Origin of the sequence: Phaeacidiphilus oryzae TH49, assembly GCF_000744815.1 — a bacterium.
In the GTDB taxonomy this organism is placed as follows: domain Bacteria; phylum Actinomycetota; class Actinomycetes; order Streptomycetales; family Streptomycetaceae; genus Phaeacidiphilus; species Phaeacidiphilus oryzae.
The window spans coordinates 2,525,434-2,541,772 of sequence record NZ_JQMQ01000005.1 but is presented as its reverse complement, the minus strand read 5'-3'; the positions used below and the strand labels follow the sequence as shown (position 1 = coordinate 2,541,772).

Below are 16,339 nucleotides of genomic sequence, written 5' to 3'. Positions count from 1 at the left end.
GCGGCGCGTCAGAAGCCGGTCCTTGCAACGCCCCGGCGGCCGCCTGGACGCCGGAGGACAACCCTCCGCCATCCGGGTGAGCTCCGGGGCGAACTCATGCCGTACTGGAGAATGGTGACAGATCCTGGAGAGTCCTGGGCGAGCGGTCCGCCTCCCGCCCCGCCCCAGCCCGCCCCGCCGCTGCCGTCACGCGCCCCTGGCACCGGGGGATTTTCTCATGGACCAGGCCGGATCTGGAGCGGGAAGCCGGCCTTTCTCACTCAGTGATCGTCTTCGGCGGCCCCCGGCGCCGCGGTGACCAGCTCGGTGAGCACGCCGTGGCAGTCCTTGGGGTGGAGGAAGGTGATCCGGGAGTCCATCGAGCCCCGCCTCGGCTCCTCGTACAGGACGCGGACGCCCTTGCCGCGGATCGCCTCGGAGTCGCCGTCCACGTCGGCGGTGCCGAAGGCGATGTGGTGGACGCCCTCGCCGTTCTTGGCCAGCCACTTGCCGACCGCCGAGTCCTCCCGGACCGGCTCCAGAAGCTGCAGGTAGGAGGCACCGCCGTCGTCGGTGCGGTTGATCCGCAGCATCGCCTCGCGGACCCCCTGCTCCTCGTTGACCTCCGTGTGGAAGACCTCGAAGCCGTAGGTCGCGCGGTAGAACTCGACCGTCTTGTCCAGGTCGAAGCAGGCGATGCCGATGTGGTCGATACGGGTCAGCACGTTGGCCTCCGGCCGGATGGGTAGGTTCACCTGCGAACAAGTCCACCGCAGTCGCAGGCGGGTTGGAAGGGTGCCGCGGATCACATCCCGGCGGGCCACCGGTGACGCCTACGTTACGCACCAGTACCGTGAGCGGTAACCCTCAAGTTGGTCCGAACGAAAGGGCCCACCATCATGACCGACAGCGCCACCACCTCCGTGATCGTCGCGGGCGCCCGCACGCCGATGGGACGTCTGCTCGGCTCGCTCAAGGGCTTCTCCGGCGCCGAGCTCGGCGCCATCGCCATCAAGTCCGCCCTGGACCGCGCCGGCATCGCCGGCGAGCAGGTGCAGTACGTGATCATGGGCCAGGTGCTGCAGGCCGGCGCCGGGCAGATCCCCGCCCGGCAGGCCGCGGTGAAGGCCGGCATCCCGATGAGCGTGCCGGCGCTCACCATCAACAAGGTGTGCCTCTCCGGCCTCGACGCGATCGCGCTGGCCGACCAGCTCATCCGGGCCGGCGAGTTCGACATCGTGGTGGCCGGCGGCCAGGAGTCCATGACCAACGCCCCCCACCTGCTCCCCAAGTCGCGCAGCGGCTTCAAGTACGGGGCGGTGGAGATGCTCGACGCGATGGCGTACGACGGGCTCACCGACGCCTTCGACGGCATCGCCATGGGCGAGTCCACCGAGCACCACAACACCCGGCTCGGCCTCCAGCGCGCCGAGCAGGACGAGTTCTCCGCCCTCTCCCACCAGCGGGCCGCCGCCGCGCAGAAGAACGGCGTCTTCGAGGCCGAGATCGCGCCGGTCGAGATCCCGCAGCGCAAGGGCGAGCCGGTGGTCTTCAGCCAGGACGAGGGCATCCGGCCGGAGACCACCGCCGAGTCCCTGGGCAAGCTGCGGCCCGCCTTCAGCAAGGACGGGACTATCACCGCGGGCTCCTCCTCGCAGATCTCCGACGGTGCCGCGGCCGTCGTGGTGATGAGCAGGGCCAAGGCCGAGGAGCTGGGCCTGGAGTGGCTGGCGGAGATCGGCGCCCACGGGAACGTGGCCGGTCCGGACAACTCGCTGCAGTCGCAGCCGTCCAACGCGATCAAGCACGCGCTGGGGAAGGCGGGGGCGTCGGTCGACGACCTCGACCTGATCGAGATCAACGAGGCCTTCGCGGCGGTCGCCGTCCAGTCGATGAAGGACCTGGGGGTGTCCCCGGAAAAGGTGAACGTGAACGGCGGTGCGATCGCGCTGGGTCACCCGATCGGGATGTCCGGCGCGCGACTGGCGCTGACCCTGGCGCTGGAGCTGAAGCGGCGGGGCGGCGGCTTGGGCGCTGCCGCGCTGTGCGGAGGCGGCGGCCAGGGCGATGCGCTGCTGCTGCGCGTGCCGCGGGCGTAGTTGCGCAGCGACTCAAGGGGCGCGGGGAACTGCGCGACCGGCCAGGCACTCTGCCGCACTCGGCAGCGGAGTTCGGGTTGCAACCCGGTGGCCGTAGCCGTCTGCGGACCGTAGTCCGCTGGGCGCGCAGTTCCCCGCGCCCCTGAAGTGGCCCTTCGGGCCTACTACCGGGGTCCGGGGCGGCAGCCCCGGGAAACGGTGAAAGGGCGGGACCGGGGCGAAGAGATCCAGGAGGAGCCGGGAGAGATGGTGGACGTTCCAGAACTCGTCGCCGCCGCGCGCAGCGGCCGGCCGCGTGCAGTGGCCAGGCTGATCTCGCTCGTGGAGAGCGCATCGCCCCAGCTCCGCGAGGTCATGGCCGCCCTCGCCCCGCACACCGGCCGCGCCCAGGTGATCGGTCTGACCGGTTCCCCCGGCGTGGGGAAGTCCACCTCCACCTCCGCCCTGGTCACCGCGTACCGCAAACGCGGCAAGCGGGTCGGCGTCCTCGCCGTGGACCCGTCCTCGCCCTTCTCCGGCGGAGCCCTCCTCGGCGACCGCGTCCGGATGCAGGAGCACGCCACCGACCCCGAGGTCTACATCCGCTCCATGGCCACCCGCGGCCACCTCGGCGGCCTGGCCTGGGCCGCCCCGCAGGCGATCCGGGTGCTGGACGCGGCCGGCTGCGACGTGGTCCTGGTGGAGACGGTCGGCGTCGGCCAGTCCGAGGTGGAGATCGCCGGCCAGGCGGACACCAGCGTGGTCCTCCTCGCCCCGGGCATGGGCGACGGGATCCAGGCGGCCAAGGCCGGGATCCTGGAGATCGGCGACGTCTACGTGGTCAACAAGGCGGACCGGGACGGCGCCGACGCCACCGCCCGCGAGCTCAACCACATGCTCGGCCTCGGCGAGGCCCGGCAGCCCGGGGACTGGCGCCCGCCGATCGTGAAGACCGTCGCCGCCCGCCAGGAGGGCGTGGACGAGCTGGTCGAGGCGCTGGAGAAGCACCGCGCCTGGATGGACGAGCACGGGGTGCTCGCCGAGCGCCGCCGCGCCCGGGCCGCCCGCGAGGTGGAGACCATCGCGGTCACCGCGCTCCGCGAGCGGATCGGCGACCTCGGCGGCGACGAGCGGCTGGGCGCCCTCGCCCACCGCGTCGTGGAGGGCGAACTCGACCCGTACGCCGCCGCCGACCAACTCCTGGCGGCTCTCACCGGCCGTTACTGAGCCGAGCGCAGCGCCGCAGGCGCAAGCAAGGGGCGCGGGGAACTGCGCGGCCAGCGGCTTACGGCGCCGCCGCCGGGTACGGAGTCCGGGTTGCAACCCAGGCGCCGTGGCCGGGTGCGGCAGCGTGCGGCGCCGGCCGCGCAGTTCCCCGCGCCCCCGCTGCGCGCCTGCGGCGCTGCGTCCCGGGGCCGCGACATCGCGCCGTGAAGCTCAGTAGCCTCCGTCTTCGGCCGGACTGTCGGTGCCGCCCCATACAGTGCTGCGCGTGCCGACCATGGAACAGTCATTCGGATACACCTACCTGCGGCCCTCGGCCTTACGCGGCGCCGGCGCCGAGCGCACGATCGCCCTGGAGACCTCCAGCGGCTCCGGCCATCCGCGTTTCTTCGACGGGTTCCTGACCGCTCCGGTCCCGGCCGCGGCGGCCCTGCTGACCCTCGCCGAGGTGGCGGCGGCCCGCTTCGACCGCGGGCCGGGCGGCTCCCGCGACCCGGTGGTGACGGCCGGCGGCGGCCTGCTGCGGCTGGAGTCCTTCTCCGGCTGCGGCGGCGTCTACGCCCGTCTGGACGTCCTCCCGTCCGGCCTGGACGGCGGCGAGCCCGGCCGCGGCACCACCAACGTGGACGTCAACCCGCCGCTGCGACGGGCGCTCGCCCTGCTCGCCGGGCTGGACCCGCTGCGCCTCACGGTCGGCCCCGACGCGCTGGAGGTCGCCACCTTCGACGGCCGCTTCGTCGAGAAGCGGGTCCCGCTGCCGCGCCGCTGGCTGCGCGGGTTCGCCGAGGCGCAGGTGCTGGCGGCCGGCCTGGTGCCGCGCGCCGAGGTCCCGGCGGCCGAGGCCGCCGCCCTGCTGGGGACGCTGCCCCCGCCCACCCGCCAGGCCGCCGCCGCGACCCGCTGGGTGCTGCCGGCCGGCGGCGGGCTGCGCCCCGCGAGCCGCCCGGCGCCCGGCGCGGTGTGCCTCCCCGGCGCCGAACGGCTCTCCCTGCTGCGGCCGGTGCTGCGCCGGGCGGAGAGCGTCCGGCTGTACGCCCCGGCGGACGGGCCGGAGGGGGGCCCGGCGGACGGTCCCACCCCCGTCGGCTGGGAGCTCCGCCTGCCCGGGATGCGCTTCTTCCTGCTGCTCTCCCAGGACGCCCGCCGCGGGTTCTCCGGCGAGGGCGGCGTCCTCGACGACCTGGCGGCCGGCGCCGCCGAGGAGGACGCCGAGCTGCTCGCCGCCCTGCCGGACTGGGAGCGTCCGGCAGGCCCGGCCGAGCTGGCCCGCCGCACGGGCCTGCCCGCCGACCGCGTCCGCGCCGCCCTGACCGCGCTCGGCGCCTCCGGCCGGATCGGCTACGACCTGGCCGAGGAGGCCTACTTCCGGCGCGAACTGCCTTGGGCCGCAGGCGATCCGGAGGCGTTCAACCCGCGGCTGCGGGCCGCCCGCGAGCTGGTCGCGGCGGGCGCGGTGCGGTTCGACGGCCCGCTGGCCCGGGTCGGCGCGGGCGACCGCGTCCACCTGGTGCGCCCCGAGGCCGACGCCGCCGGGCGGCCGAACGGGCGGCTCGGCTGCACCTGCCAGTGGTGGGCCAGGTACCGGGGCGGCCGCGGCCCCTGCCGGCATGTGCTGGCGGTGCGGATCATCCAGGACTCTTCGACGAAGGACGCGCGATGAACCTTTTCCAGCTCGCCGAGGCCGGCGACGCCGACGGGGTGCTGGCCGCCCTGGCCGCCCTGACCCAGGCCCAACGGGCGGACCTGGCCCCGGAGTCGACGGCCCGCCTGGAGGCCGTGGAGGCGGCCCGGGAGGAGTACGACGAGGCGCGGCTGACCGCGCAGCGGCTCGCCGACCTCGGCTGCCGGACCACCCCGGAGGGGGTCGCGGACTGGCTGACCGCCCACAACACCCGACTGCCCGCCCACGACCGGACGGTGGCGCTCCTGGAGCTCCACCCGCCGGAGTGGCGGGCCCGGCTGGTCGCGCGGCTCGGCGAGATCGCCGACGGCCGGATGGCCTTCTGGTTCCCGCCGGCCGAGCACGTCATCCGGACCACCGGCTGCCCGCTGCCGACCACCGAGGGCTTCGTCGCCGCCTGGCTGACCGACCGCCGGCTTCCGCAGACGCTGCCGGAGGGGCTGCTGGCCGGAGTCCCGGGGGAGGAGCTGCTGGACCGGCTGCGCAAGGACGAGTTCGCCCCCGCGCTGCTCCCACTGGTCGTCGAGTACCGGGCGGTGTCTATCGGCATCCACGGCTTCCGCTGCTGCCGGGAGGCCTTCGGGCTGCCGCGGATGGAGGTGGGGGCGCTGATCTGTCTTGCCGCCGAGGGAGCGGTCGACCGCCCGGCCCTGATCCGCCGGATCTTCGCCGAGTTCACCGAGGCCGCCCCGCCCCCGGAGGACTGCGCGGACGTCCTGGGCGCCCTGGCGTTGACCCCCGAGGAGCACGCCGGGCTCTCCGAGCAGCGCACCGCGCTCGCCCGGCACTGCCTGGAGGGGATCCGCGGCGACTGGCGCGGCAAGGGGATACCCGGCCGGCTGGACTTCCTGCGGGCCCTGGCGCCCACGCCGGCCGAGGAGGCGCTCCTCGTCCCGGAGTACGTGACGCTGCTCCGCCGCTCCACCCCGGCGGCGGCCGAGTACGCGGCGGAGGTGCTGGCCGCCGTGGACGGGGCGGGCCTGCTGCCGGCCGAGGCCTTCGGCGAGGTGGCGGCGTGGCTGTCGGCCCCTCCGGCGGTGGGCGCGGGAGAGTACCGGGCGGCGGCGGTCGCCACCCGCCTCTCGGCGGGCGCCGGCATCGACCGGGAGGCCCTGGTCCGCCTCGTCTTCTCGCAGCTGACCAGCGCCAAGGAGTGGACCAACGCCAAGCTCTGGCCGCGGGAGGCCGCCCAGGTGCTCAAGGCCCTGGCACTGAGCCCGGCCGAGCACGCGGCGATGAGCCGCGAACGGGCCGCGCTGGTCGAGAGCGTCCTCGACGGGCTCCTTGAGGACGAGGACCGGCAGAAGACCGCCGAGGCGCTGTCGCTGCTGAACGCCCTGGCCCCGACCGCCGCCGAGAACGCCCGGTGCGTCGCCCACTACCTCGCGCTGCTCGACCGGGCCTCGACGGTGGCCGGCCACGCGCAGCAGGTGCTGGCCGGGCTGGACGAGGCGGGGCTGCTGGAGGGCGACGCCTTCGCCGAGGCCGGCCGCCGACTGCTGCTCCGCCCGGAGAAGAAGCTGGTCCGGGCCCAGCTGACGGCGCTGGACAAGGCCGCCCGGCGGGATCCGGGGCGGGCCGCCGAGACGGTCGCCGTGGCGGCGGAGGCCTTCCGGCACGGGGACGCCGCGCTGCAGGAACGCGCCCTCGACCTGGTGGCCCGGCACCTGCCGGCGGCGGGGGAGGAGGTGCTGCCGGGCCTGCGCGCCGCGGCCGAATCGATCAGCCCGGCGCTGGCGGCCCGTGCGGCCGAGCTCTTCGCCGCGGCCCCGTCCGCCACCACGACCGCCTTCCCGTCCGCCACCACGACCGCCCCGACCGCGCCGACCGCGGCCCCGCCGAGCCGGCCCGGGCGGAGTACGCCGAGGTGCTCCCCGCCATACCGCGCCCCGACCGGTGCCCGCGCCCGCGGCGAGCCTCGCCGAGGTCGTGCAGGAGGTGGCCGCGGTCGCCGCCGGCGACCAGAGCGTGGCCGCCTTCGAGCGCGCCCTGGACGGCCTGGTCCGGCACGCCCACCGGGACCGGGCCGGCCTGGCCGAGGCGCTCCGGCCGATCATGCGCAGCAGGTCGCGGGGGTGGAGCGACTGCCGTCCCGCCGACGTCTACGACGTGGCGGCGGCGCTCAGGGGCGACCCGCCCAGGGAGTTCGCCTTCCATGTCTACCAGCGGCACAGGCCGGAGGAGTTCTCGCTGGCCGGCACGCTCCTCGCGGCCCGGCTCACCGAGGCGATGGAGCTCGTCGAGACCGGCGCGCAGCCCTTCCTGCTGGCCGTGCCGACCGACAGCACGGGCGCGCTGGACGCCGCCGTCCTGGTCGAGCGGACAGCGGAGCTGGAGCGGCTGGGCGTCGAGGCGGCCCCGGTCGACCTGGCCCAGGCGCTGCTGCGGCTGACGCCCCCCGAGGACCCGGAGGTGGCGGCCGCCGCCGAGGCTCTGAGCTCCGAGGCCGGTCGGCGGCTGGCCCGCTGGCTGCGCGAGGGCGGGCTGCCGCACCAGGACTCGGAGCCGGCCGACTGGTACCGCCCGGAGTCGCCGGACGCCCCGCCGGCCCCGGCCCGCCCGGGGGTCGACCTCGACCCCTGGTTCCCGCCGGCCGCCGCCGCGCTGGTCGGCCCGACCCGGGCGAGCAGGTCCCTGTCCGAGCTGCCGATGACCTTCTGGTGGGCCCAACTGCCGCACCACCACGACGAGGTGACGGCCCGGGACTACACCAGGAGCGTCTACGCCGGCGGCCGGCGGCGGACCAGGGTGCTGCCCTTCGTCGCCGAGTCCGGCGGCCCCGCCGGGTACGCCGTCCACCGCGCGCTGGCCGAGGGCACGGCGATGAATCCGCACGGGGACGAGCCGACGGTGGACGCCCTGCTGGTCCTCGCGGCCCGCGGCCGGCTGGACGCCGGGATGCTCGGCCGGCAGCTGGACATGCTCCTGCGGTCCGGCCGGGCCGAGCCCAACCGGGTCGCCGACTCCCTCCGCGCGGCGGCCGGGACGGGCGCGTACGGCACCGTCTGGGCGGTGCTGGCCGCGGCGCTGCCGGGCCTCCTGCGCGGGACGCCGGCCAGGGGCGTGGCGGGGCTGCTGGCGCTCGCCGCCGAGTGCGTCTCGCGCTGCGGGACGGCGGCGCAGGGCGGACCGGGCGGCCCTGGCGGCCCGGCCGGGCCGGGCGGGTTCCCCGAGCTGGACGCGGTGGCCGGGCGCAAGGGGTCGAGCCTGACGATCAGGAACGCCCGCCTCCTGCGGGACGCCCTGGGCTGACCGGCGCCTCCCGGGACGGGGTCAACCGGGCTCAACCGGGGTCAGCCCTGGTCAGCCCTGGTCAACCCCGTCCCCGGAGCCGCCTGAGGTGCTCGGCGATCGGCGCGAGGGCGTCCCTGAGCTGGCGGATCTGGCCGGCGTCGAGGCGGTCGATGAAGTGCTCGCGGACGCTCCGCACATGGTGCGGGGCGACCCGGCGCATCGTCTCCATGCCCTGCTCGGTGAGGACCGCGTAGAGTCCGCGCCGGTCGCCCGGGCAGTCCTCGCGGACCACCAGGCCCGCGTTCTCCATCCGGGTGATCTGGTGCGAGAGCCGGCTCTTGGACTGCAGGGTGGCGGCGGCCAGGTCGGTCATCCGCCGCCGGTGGTCGGGCGACTCGGAGAGCTCGACCAGGATCGTGTAGTCGTTCAGGGCCAGCCCGAGCGGCTGGAGTTCGCGCTCCAGCTGGTAGTCGAGCAGCCTGGTCACCTCTAGGTGGGCGCGCCAGAGCTGCTGCTCCTCCTCGGTCAGCCAGGGGGTCTCCGAGGGAGCGCCGGTTTCGGGCGAGCGGGTCTTCATGTCTCCAGGATACCCAAGAAAAGTTTAATCTTGTACAACATTTGAAGCGGCCCCGGGGGCGGCCCCGGACGGCTCCGCCGCGGCGGGCACCGCGGGCCTCGCGCCGGCCTCCGGCCGCACCGGCGGCTCGGCGTCCAGCAGGGACTCGCCGCGCCGCTCCGCCTCGAAGGCCCGCACGCCCCCGCGCAGCCCGAAGAGCCGCTTGGCCAGCAGGATATAGAGGACCGCCAGGATGTTGATGGCCAGCGTGACCAGCTTCAGCCAGCTGACCTTCTCGGTGAGCTCGTAGACCTCCAGCGGGAGGAAGGCCGCGGTGGCCACCACCGTCAGGTACTCCGCCCACCGCTTGGCCGCCCACAGGCCGACGCCCTCGACGATCTCGATCAGCGCGTAGGCCAGCAGCGCCCCCGCCACCGCGACCAGCGTGGAGTGCCGGTAGTGGAAGGTCTTCTGGATGCTGCCGACGATCGGCGAGTTGTCCAGGTCGTAGTGGAAGTGCTCGGCGATCGGCCGGAACAGCGCCAGGTTGTCGTCGAAGAACTCGCGGACGGAGTCCTGGCTGTTGCTGAACTTCCACACCGCGACCGCGGCCAGCACGATGAAGAGCCCCCGCAGCACCCGCTCCACCGAGAGCACCCGCAGGATGAAGAGGTCCCGCAGCGCCTTGCCGCGCGGCACCTCGGGGGCCCCGGCCACCGGGCCGGAGGCCCGCGCCGGGCCGAGGACGAAGTCACCGCAGCGCAGGCAGCGCCAGGCCTCGCCGTGCGCGGTCTCGGCACGCAGCCGAGGGACGAGATGCGCCTCGTCGGGCGCGTAGGTGACGTGCCCGCGGCGCGAGCACGCGCGGCGGTCCCAGTTCCAGGCCATCGTTGCAGCCCCCCCGTACGGTCGGACCGGTGGTCGGTCGGCAGCCCTGAGGATAGGGGGAGGCGCTGATCGGCTGCCAGGACCCTCGGCGGATACTGGGGGGACGTGTGTCGCCCGAACGATCCTGAGGTCCCCATGAAGAGCGGTTCCGTCCACCGGCTGCGCCTGGTCTCCATGCCCGAGGCGGTCTCCTTCATCCTGCTGCTGGTCTGCGTGGTGCTGAAGTCCACCACCAGCTTCAACGCCGTGCCGGTGATGGGCTGGGTGCACGGGATCCTGTTCATCCTGTACGTCCTCTTCTGGCTGGACGGCTGGAAGACCCAGCGCTGGTCCTTCCGCCGGGCCGCCTGGCTGTTCATCCTCTCCGTACTGCCCACCGGCGGGTTCTTCGCCGAGCGGACGCTGGCCCGGGAGGAGCTCGCCGGCGGGCCCGCGGAGACCGGGGAGTCCCCGGTGTCCACGGGCCGGGAGGGCGACCAGCCCTCGGCGGCCTGAACGGTACGGTAAGGGCGTGCCGAAGCCGCTGAGTCTTCCGTTCGACCCGATCGCCCGCGCCGATGAGCTGTGGCAGCACCGCTGGGGCGAGGTGCCCGCGATGGCCGCGATCACCTCGATCATGCGCGCCCAGCAGATCCTGCTGTCGCAGGTGGACGGTGTGGTCAAGCCCTACGGCCTGACCTTCGCCCGGTACGAGGCGCTGGTGCTGCTGACGTTCAGTCAGAAGGGCGAGCTGCCGCTTTCGAAGATCGGCGAGCGGCTGATGGTGCACCCGACCAGCGTCACCAACACCGTGGACCGGCTGGAGAAGGCCGGCCTGGTGACCCGCCGCCCCAACCCGGACGACGGCCGAGGGGTGCTGGCGGCGATCACCGAGGAGGGCCGCCGGGTGGTCGAGTCGGCCAGCCGCGAGCTGATGGCGATGGACTTCGGTCTGGACGGCTACGGACCGGACCAGTGCCGGGAGATCTTCGACATACTCCGGCCCCTGCGGATCGCCGCGGGGGACTTCGCGGACGGCGAGGGGGCACCGGCGGCGCCGGGCCGGTCCGAGTGATCCATTTTGCGGCGGTTACGCTCTCCTCTTGAACCATCGGTTGAGGCGAGCGAGGCGAACGCCGTGAAGAACTCCACCCCCCTGCTCAAGGCTTACCGGGCTCTCGCGTACATCACCGGCGTGGGGCTGGTGCTGCTCTGCATCTCGATGATCGTCTGGTACGGCTTCGGGGTGGCCCCGTCCTCCGTGATGATCATCGGCACCATCCACGGCTGGGCCTACATGGCCTACGTCGTGGTCGCGTTCTCGCTGGGCATGAAGCTCAAGTGGCCGCTGAAGAAGCTGATCCTGGTGCTGCTCGCGGGCACCATCCCGACCTGCTCGTTCTTCGCCGAGCGCCGCGTCGTCCGGGAGATCTCCGCCGAGCTGGCGGCCCGCGGGGCGGCCCTGGACGGGGCCGACGAGGAGGAGACCGTCAGCGCCTGAGGCGCCCGCCCGCCGGGCCCCTGACCAGGCACCGTCGACAACTACTAGGACGTCCGACTAAATTGTCGGACGTCCGAGTAGTTGACGTATGTCGACGGGAAGTGCGGCATGGAAGCCCAAGAAGCACGGCGGCGCTGGCAGGAGAGGTACGACCGGGCGCGGAAGAGGGACGCGGACTTCACCACCCTCTCCGGCGACCAGGTCGAGCCGGTCTACGGCCCCGAGCCGGGGCACGAGCCGCCGGGTTTCGCCGAGCGGATCGGCTGGCCCGGTGAGTTCCCCTTCACCCGCGGCCTCTATCCGACCGGCTACCGCGGCCGGGCCTGGACCATCCGGCAGTTCGCCGGCTTCGGCAACGCCCGGCAGACCAACGAGCGCTATCGGATGATCCTCGGCGCCGGCGGCGGCGGGCTCTCTGTCGCCTTCGACATGCCGACGCTGATGGGCCGGGACTCCGACGACCCGCGCGCCCTCGGCGAGGTCGGGCACTGCGGGGTGGCCATCGACACCGCCGCCGACATGGACGTCCTCTTCGACGGCATCCCGCTCGGCGAGGTCACCACCTCGATGACCATCTCCGGCCCGGCCGTCCCGGTCTTCTGCATGTACCTGGTGGCCGCCGAGCGGCAGGGCGTCGACCCGGCCGTGCTCAACGGCACCCTCCAGACGGACATCTTCAAGGAGTACATCGCCCAGAAGGAGTGGCTCTTCGGCCCCGAGCCGCATCTGCGGCTGATCGGCGACCTGATGGAGTACTGCGCGGCCGAGATCCCCGCGTACAAGCCGCTCTCGGTCTCCGGCTACCACATCCGCGAGGCCGGCTCGACGGCCGCGCAGGAGCTCGCCTTCACCCTGGCCGACGGCTTCGGCTACGTCGAGCTGGGGCTCTCCCGCGGGCTCGACGTGGACGCCTTCGCCCCGGGGCTCTCCTTCTTCTTCGACGCCCATATCGACTTCTTCGAGGAGATCGCCAAGTTCCGTGCCGCGCGCCGGATCTGGGCCCGCTGGCTGCGCGACCGCTACGGCGCGAAGACCGAGAAGGCGCAGTGGCTGCGCTTCCACACCCAGACCGCCGGCGTCTCGCTGACCGCCCAGCAGCCCTACAACAACGTGGTGCGGACCGCGGTGGAGGCGCTGGCGGCGGTGCTCGGCGGCACCAACTCGCTGCACACCAACGCCCTGGACGAGACGCTGGCGCTGCCCAGCGAGCAGGCCGCGGAGATCGCGCTGCGCACCCAGCAGGTGCTGATGGAGGAGACCGGGGTGGCCAACTCGGCCGACCCGCTGGGCGGTTCCTGGTACGTCGAGGCGCTGACGGACCGGATCGAGGCGGAGGCCGAGGAGATCTTCGAGAAGATCCTCCGGATGGGCGGCGGCGAGGGCGCGGGGGTCGAGCACCCGATCGGGCCGATGACCTCCGGGATCCTGCGGGGGATCGAGAACGGGTGGTTCACCGGGGAGATCGCGGAGGCGGCGTTCCAGTACCAGCAGAAGCTGGAGAAGGGCGAGAAGCGAGTCGTCGGCGTCAACTGCCACACCGGTTCCGTCAGTTCGGAGCTGGAGATCCTGCGGGTCAGCCACGAGGTCGAGCGGGACCAGGTCGCCGCGCTGGCGGAGCGGCGGGCCCAGCGGGACGAGTCCGCGGTACGGGCCGGCCTCGACGCGATGATGGCCGCCGCGCGGGGCGGCGAGAACATGATCCCGCCGATGCTGGCCGCGGTCCGCGCGGAGGCGACGCTGGGCGAGATCTGCGACGCGCTGCGCGCGGAGTGGGGCGTCTACACGGAGCCTGCGGGCTTCTAGTTCTCCCGCCCCGGGCCCCGCATGAGCCCGAAGGGCGAATCAGGGGCGCGGGGAACTGCGCGGCCCGCAACTTACGGTCCGCACTCGGCAGCGGGGTTCGGGTTGCCACCCGGTGGCCTCCCCCAAGCTCTTCGAGCAGGGGACCCCCAGCCGGGTGCGGCGCCGCGCTCGGGGCGCGTGGGCAGTCACCCCGCGCCCAGCGGCAGCAGCAGCAGGGAGGTGAAGCGGCGGATCCACGCCGGGTCCGCCGGCTCGCCGGTGACCAGGACCCGGTGTTCGACCGTGCCGGCGATCGCGTCGTAGATGAGGTCCGCCTCCGCCGCGGCCGCCGCCCGCGACCCGTCCGGCGGCAGCTCTCCCCGCTCCTGCGCCGCCGCCCGCCCCTGATGCACCAGGGACTTCATCGGGGCGATGACCGCCTCCCGGATCCGCGCCCGCAGCGTCGCGTCCCGCGTCCCCTCCGCGAAGAGGGCGTAGAGCGAGGCCTGCGCCTCCGGCCGGGCCAGCAGCGCGGCGAAGCGGGCGACGACCTCCTCCAGATCGGCCCGCAGCGAGCCCAGGTCGGGCAGCGCCAGCCCGGCGAAGAGCGCCGCCACGGCGTCCACCACCAGCTCGTGCTTGGACGGCCAGCGGCGGTAGAGGGTGGTCTTGGCGACCCCCGCCCGCGCCGCGACCTCGGCCATGGTGAGCCCGTCCCAGCCGACCTCGGCGAGCACCCGCCGGGTGGCGTCGAGGATCGCCGCATCCGCGTCGGTACTGCGCGGGCGGCCTCGGCGCCGGGGCGAATCGGACATGGCACCGCAGGCTATCCGATCAAGGGTGCGCCGTAACGTGGCGCAGTTCACTGGTCCGAGGGCTTGTCCGAGTGGACGGCGGGGCCGCACGTGCGTATACGCTACGTGGCGTAGCGAAAAGAGCGGCAGCCACGCCGCGCGGGTGGGGACCCGCGTACTCGCCGGGGGACGGCTCGACCCTCCTCGAAGAACACAGCGATGGGCGGACGGGGGAAGATAAGGGCATGCAGCAGCAGCCACGGAACATGTCCTTGCGCGGGGCGGTAGACCTCGCAGCGGTGAAGCAGGCCGCGGAGGCGGCCGAGAAGGCCGAACAGGCCCGCGCCGAGCGGGCCCGCCAGGCGGCCGAGGGCGGGGCCCCGGCCGTCGGCCCGCTGATCTTCGATGTAACCGACGACAACTTCGAGGCCGAGGTCGTCCAGCGGTCCGCGGAGGCTCCGGTCGTCCTGGACTTCTGGGCCGAGTGGTGCGGCCCGTGCAAGCAGCTCGGCCCGGTGCTGGAGCGGCTGGCCGAGGAGTACGACGGCGGCTTCCTCCTCGGCAAGGTGGACGTCGACGCCAACCCGATGCTGGCCCAGCAGTTCCAGATCCAGGGCATCCCGGCCGTGATGGCCGTGGTCGCCGGGCAGCTGGTGCCGCTCTTCCAGGGCGCCGAGCCGGAGCCGCGGGTCCGCCAGGTGCTCGACCAGCTGATCCAGGTCGCCGCGCAGCGCTTCGGCATCACCGGAGTGCCCGGCGCCGGGGCGGGCGCGGCGGACGGCGAGGACGGCCCGGCGGCCCGTCCGGCCGCCCCCGAGGACCCGCTGCTGGACGCCGCCCAGGAGGCGCTGGACCGGGGCGACCTCGGTGGCGCGATCCAGGCCTACCGGAACGTCCTCTCCGACCGCCCGGGCAATCTGGAGGCGAAGATCGGCCTCGCCCAGGCCGAGCTCCTGCAGCGGGTCTCGGGCAAGGACCCGCAGGCGGTGCGGAAGGCCGCGGCCGACGCCCCCAAGGACGTCGAGGCCCAGATCGACGCGGCGGACCTGGACATGGTCGGCGGGCATGTCGAGGACGCGCTGGACCGGCTGGTGCAGACCGTGGCCCGGACCGCGGGCGAGGACCGGGACACCGCCCGGAAGCACCTGCTGGAGCTCTTCGAGGTGGTCGGCGGCGACGACCCGCGGGTGACCGCGGCCCGCGGTGCGCTGGCCCGGGTGCTCTTCTAGGCCGGTGCCGCGGACTGTTGCCGCAGGGGCGGGCGACCGCCCCTGGGGCCGATGGTGCGCCTGGGGTTTTCGGGACGTCCGAGACGGTCGGGGTGGGGGGCGATTTGACGACATTCGGTCGTCAATCGAGACGCGTTATCAAATCTTGATGTGTTACGGCCATGGTCGCGAGCAGCGACCCTGGCCGTATGCATTGTCCGGTTTTGATGGGAAAACTGACGGGCAGTCATCGACAGAGGGTGACGGATCATGGTCAAGTTGCGTGCATCTGCATCCACTTGCTTCACAGACCGCTTACTCCTCGGTAATGAACCACTTGTGTCCGGGGCAGGTTTCGAGCACGATCGGGCACGCTCGGTCCGTTTCCCACCCATCCGGCAGCCGGCCGGAGGGCGGCGGCGGAATCCCCACCGGGCAGGTTCCGGCTCCGGTCGGTTCCTTGAGGGCAGGGGGGTCTTCACTCGACGGTGATGCCTGTCCTCCTTCGGCCGCGCAGCCATCGCGGCCGGTGGTTGTCGCTCGGGGGTGATCGCCAGTGCTACCAGTGCGCTTGAAGAGCCTGCCCGCGTCCCACAGTCGCGGACGGGCCGATCGGTACTTTCGGCAGACGGCGCTCTCCTTCCCGAGGACGTAGCTCTTCTCCCCATCCCAGGCCAGCACCCGCCCCGGGCACGGCCGGAGATGTACGTCCGAGAAGGAGGACCAGACAAGAATGTCCCAGACGTTTGGCAAGACCCGCTGGAAGCGGTTCGCCGTCGTCATGGTGCCGTCCGTCGCCGCCACCGCGGCCATCGGCGTCTCCATGGCGCAGGGCGCGCTCGCCGCGTCGTTCAGCATCGCCGGCCAGAGCTTCAAGGTCTCCGCCGATTCGCTGCACGGTGACGGCTTCGGCCAGTACGGCACCGTCGACGTGGCCAAGAACGGCAAGCAGGTTCCGGTTGCCGTCTCGTCCTTCAAGGACGCGACCATCCACAACCTCTGCCAGTCGGTTCCGGTGAGCCTCGGCCCGCTCGGCACCTACACGATGCAGATCAAGGCCGGAGGCGGGTCGCAGCCCGTCACGGCGAAGAATCTGTTCATCGACATGACTGACCTGAAGGCGTCCACGGCGACCTTCCACAACATCAACATCGGCGTCGCCGCCGGTGCGATGACGAAGGGTCAGACCAACTCTCAGGACAAGGTCGATCCGAACAGCTTCGCGCAGGAGTCCGACTCCGCCGACCTGTCCGGTGTCAAGCAGACCGCTTGGGCCACCTCGGCCGGTACCTTCGCGCTCGCCGGCATGCACCTGAGCATGTCCGCCGGACAGCACGACTGCTTCTGAGCCCAGGACTGTCCCCGGATCGGACCAGGGGTGGGGAGAGGCGGATCCCTCCAGTCCCCCTCTCCCCACCGCCCGCCGATGCCCTGC

The 16,339-nt window shown here is 73.4% G+C and carries 15 protein-coding genes; 10 read left to right on the top strand and 5 right to left on the bottom strand.

Going from position 1 to position 16,339, the window contains the following annotated elements; genetic code table 11:
- Positions 1 to 260: 260 nt before the first annotated feature.
- The gene (mce, locus tag BS73_RS15090; protein ID WP_037579705.1) at positions 261 to 704 is read right to left on the bottom strand and encodes a methylmalonyl-CoA epimerase; all 444 of its coding nucleotides are present in this window, start codon (positions 702 to 704) and stop codon (positions 261 to 263) included.
- Positions 705 to 878: 174 nt separating this feature from the next.
- Here mce and BS73_RS15085 point away from each other — a divergent pair, with 174 nt between their 5' ends.
- The 3 genes from BS73_RS15085 (at position 879) to BS73_RS15075 (ending at position 4,941) form a co-directional block, all read left to right on the top strand.
- Positions 879 to 2,078: an acetyl-CoA C-acetyltransferase gene (locus BS73_RS15085; RefSeq protein WP_037572732.1), complete on the top strand. Its 1,200-nt coding sequence runs from the start codon at positions 879 to 881 to the stop codon at positions 2,076 to 2,078.
- Between the two features lie 246 nt (positions 2,079 to 2,324).
- Positions 2,325 to 3,284, top strand: a complete 960-nt coding sequence (gene meaB, locus BS73_RS15080) for a methylmalonyl Co-A mutase-associated GTPase MeaB (RefSeq protein WP_037572730.1) — start codon at positions 2,325 to 2,327, stop codon at positions 3,282 to 3,284.
- Positions 3,285 to 3,558: 274 nt separating this feature from the next.
- A complete protein-coding gene (locus tag BS73_RS15075) occupies positions 3,559 to 4,941 on the top strand; it encodes an SWIM zinc finger family protein (RefSeq protein ID WP_037579704.1) in 1,383 nt (460 codons plus the stop codon).
- On the opposite strand, the gene BS73_RS34685 is transcribed toward BS73_RS15075, so the two are convergent.
- The gene (locus BS73_RS34685; RefSeq protein ID WP_152617615.1) at positions 4,907 to 6,124 is read right to left on the bottom strand and encodes a hypothetical protein; all 1,218 of its coding nucleotides are present in this window, start codon (positions 6,122 to 6,124) and stop codon (positions 4,907 to 4,909) included. The two genes, BS73_RS15075 and BS73_RS34685, sit on opposite strands and share 35 nt — an antisense overlap.
- A 734-nt stretch (positions 6,125 to 6,858) precedes the next feature.
- Here BS73_RS34685 and BS73_RS15070 point away from each other — a divergent pair.
- Complete coding sequence (locus BS73_RS15070) at positions 6,859 to 8,214, top strand: hypothetical protein (protein WP_051939957.1); 1,356 nt, start codon at positions 6,859 to 6,861, stop codon at positions 8,212 to 8,214.
- 61 nt (positions 8,215 to 8,275) lie between these two features.
- On the opposite strand, the gene BS73_RS15065 is transcribed toward BS73_RS15070, so the two are convergent.
- The gene (locus BS73_RS15065; RefSeq protein WP_037572728.1) at positions 8,276 to 8,773 is read right to left on the bottom strand and encodes a MarR family winged helix-turn-helix transcriptional regulator; all 498 of its coding nucleotides are present in this window, start codon (positions 8,771 to 8,773) and stop codon (positions 8,276 to 8,278) included.
- A 24-nt stretch (positions 8,774 to 8,797) separates the two neighbouring features.
- Positions 8,798 to 9,640 (bottom strand): DUF2127 domain-containing protein, encoded by an 843-nt coding sequence (locus BS73_RS15060; protein ID WP_051939956.1) that lies wholly within the window; start codon positions 9,638 to 9,640, stop codon positions 8,798 to 8,800.
- 135 nt (positions 9,641 to 9,775) lie between these two features.
- Between BS73_RS15060 and BS73_RS15055 the strand changes: the two genes are divergently transcribed.
- The 4 genes from BS73_RS15055 (at position 9,776) to BS73_RS15040 (ending at position 12,923) form a co-directional block, all read left to right on the top strand.
- Entirely contained in the window at positions 9,776 to 10,135 is a 360-nt protein-coding gene (locus tag BS73_RS15055) for a DUF3817 domain-containing protein (protein ID WP_084704081.1), read from the top strand.
- A 16-nt stretch (positions 10,136 to 10,151) separates the two neighbouring features.
- A complete protein-coding gene (locus BS73_RS15050; RefSeq protein WP_037572726.1) occupies positions 10,152 to 10,694 on the top strand; it encodes a MarR family winged helix-turn-helix transcriptional regulator in 543 nt (180 codons plus the stop codon).
- 63 nt (positions 10,695 to 10,757) lie between these two features.
- A complete protein-coding gene (locus BS73_RS15045) occupies positions 10,758 to 11,120 on the top strand; it encodes a DUF3817 domain-containing protein (protein WP_051939955.1) in 363 nt (120 codons plus the stop codon).
- 108 nt (positions 11,121 to 11,228) lie between these two features.
- Positions 11,229 to 12,923, top strand: a complete 1,695-nt coding sequence (locus tag BS73_RS15040) for an acyl-CoA mutase large subunit family protein (protein WP_037572724.1) — start codon at positions 11,229 to 11,231, stop codon at positions 12,921 to 12,923.
- Between the two features lie 185 nt (positions 12,924 to 13,108).
- Here the strand turns inward: BS73_RS15040 and BS73_RS15035 are convergent, their stop codons facing one another.
- Positions 13,109 to 13,717 carry a TetR/AcrR family transcriptional regulator gene (locus BS73_RS15035; protein WP_037572722.1) on the bottom strand — a complete coding sequence of 203 codons (609 nt, stop codon included), beginning with the start codon at positions 13,715 to 13,717 and terminating at the stop codon, positions 13,109 to 13,111.
- A 224-nt stretch (positions 13,718 to 13,941) separates the two neighbouring features.
- Between BS73_RS15035 and BS73_RS15030 the strand changes: the two genes are divergently transcribed.
- Together BS73_RS15030 and BS73_RS15025 are read left to right on the top strand one after the other, a co-directional pair.
- Entirely contained in the window at positions 13,942 to 14,925 is a 984-nt protein-coding gene (locus tag BS73_RS15030; RefSeq protein WP_084704080.1) for a tetratricopeptide repeat protein, read from the top strand.
- A 712-nt stretch (positions 14,926 to 15,637) separates the two neighbouring features.
- Positions 15,638 to 16,252 (top strand): DUF6230 family protein, encoded by a 615-nt coding sequence (locus tag BS73_RS15025; protein WP_037572720.1) that lies wholly within the window; start codon positions 15,638 to 15,640, stop codon positions 16,250 to 16,252.
- Positions 16,253 to 16,339: the final 87 nt, after the last annotated feature.

Excerpts from the sequence above, each read along its gene's own strand:
- BS73_RS15085 (WP_037572732.1), top strand. The coding sequence starts at position 879 with ATGACCGACAGCGCCACCACCTCCGTGATCGTCGCGGGCGCCCGCACG.
- meaB (WP_037572730.1), top strand. The coding sequence starts at position 2,325 with ATGGTGGACGTTCCAGAACTCGTCGCCGCCGCGCGCAGCGGCCGGCCG.
- BS73_RS15075 (WP_037579704.1), top strand. The coding sequence starts at position 3,559 with ATGGAACAGTCATTCGGATACACCTACCTGCGGCCCTCGGCCTTACGC.
- BS73_RS15065 (WP_037572728.1), bottom strand. The coding sequence starts at position 8,773 with ATGAAGACCCGCTCGCCCGAAACCGGCGCTCCCTCGGAGACCCCCTGG.
- BS73_RS15060 (WP_051939956.1), bottom strand. The coding sequence starts at position 9,640 with ATGGCCTGGAACTGGGACCGCCGCGCGTGCTCGCGCCGCGGGCACGTC.
- BS73_RS15055 (WP_084704081.1), top strand. The coding sequence starts at position 9,776 with ATGAAGAGCGGTTCCGTCCACCGGCTGCGCCTGGTCTCCATGCCCGAG.
- BS73_RS15040 (WP_037572724.1), top strand. The coding sequence starts at position 11,229 with ATGGAAGCCCAAGAAGCACGGCGGCGCTGGCAGGAGAGGTACGACCGG.
- BS73_RS15035 (WP_037572722.1), bottom strand. The coding sequence starts at position 13,717 with ATGTCCGATTCGCCCCGGCGCCGAGGCCGCCCGCGCAGTACCGACGCG.
- BS73_RS15030 (WP_084704080.1), top strand. The coding sequence starts at position 13,942 with ATGCAGCAGCAGCCACGGAACATGTCCTTGCGCGGGGCGGTAGACCTC.
- BS73_RS15025 (WP_037572720.1), top strand. The coding sequence starts at position 15,638 with ATGTCCCAGACGTTTGGCAAGACCCGCTGGAAGCGGTTCGCCGTCGTC.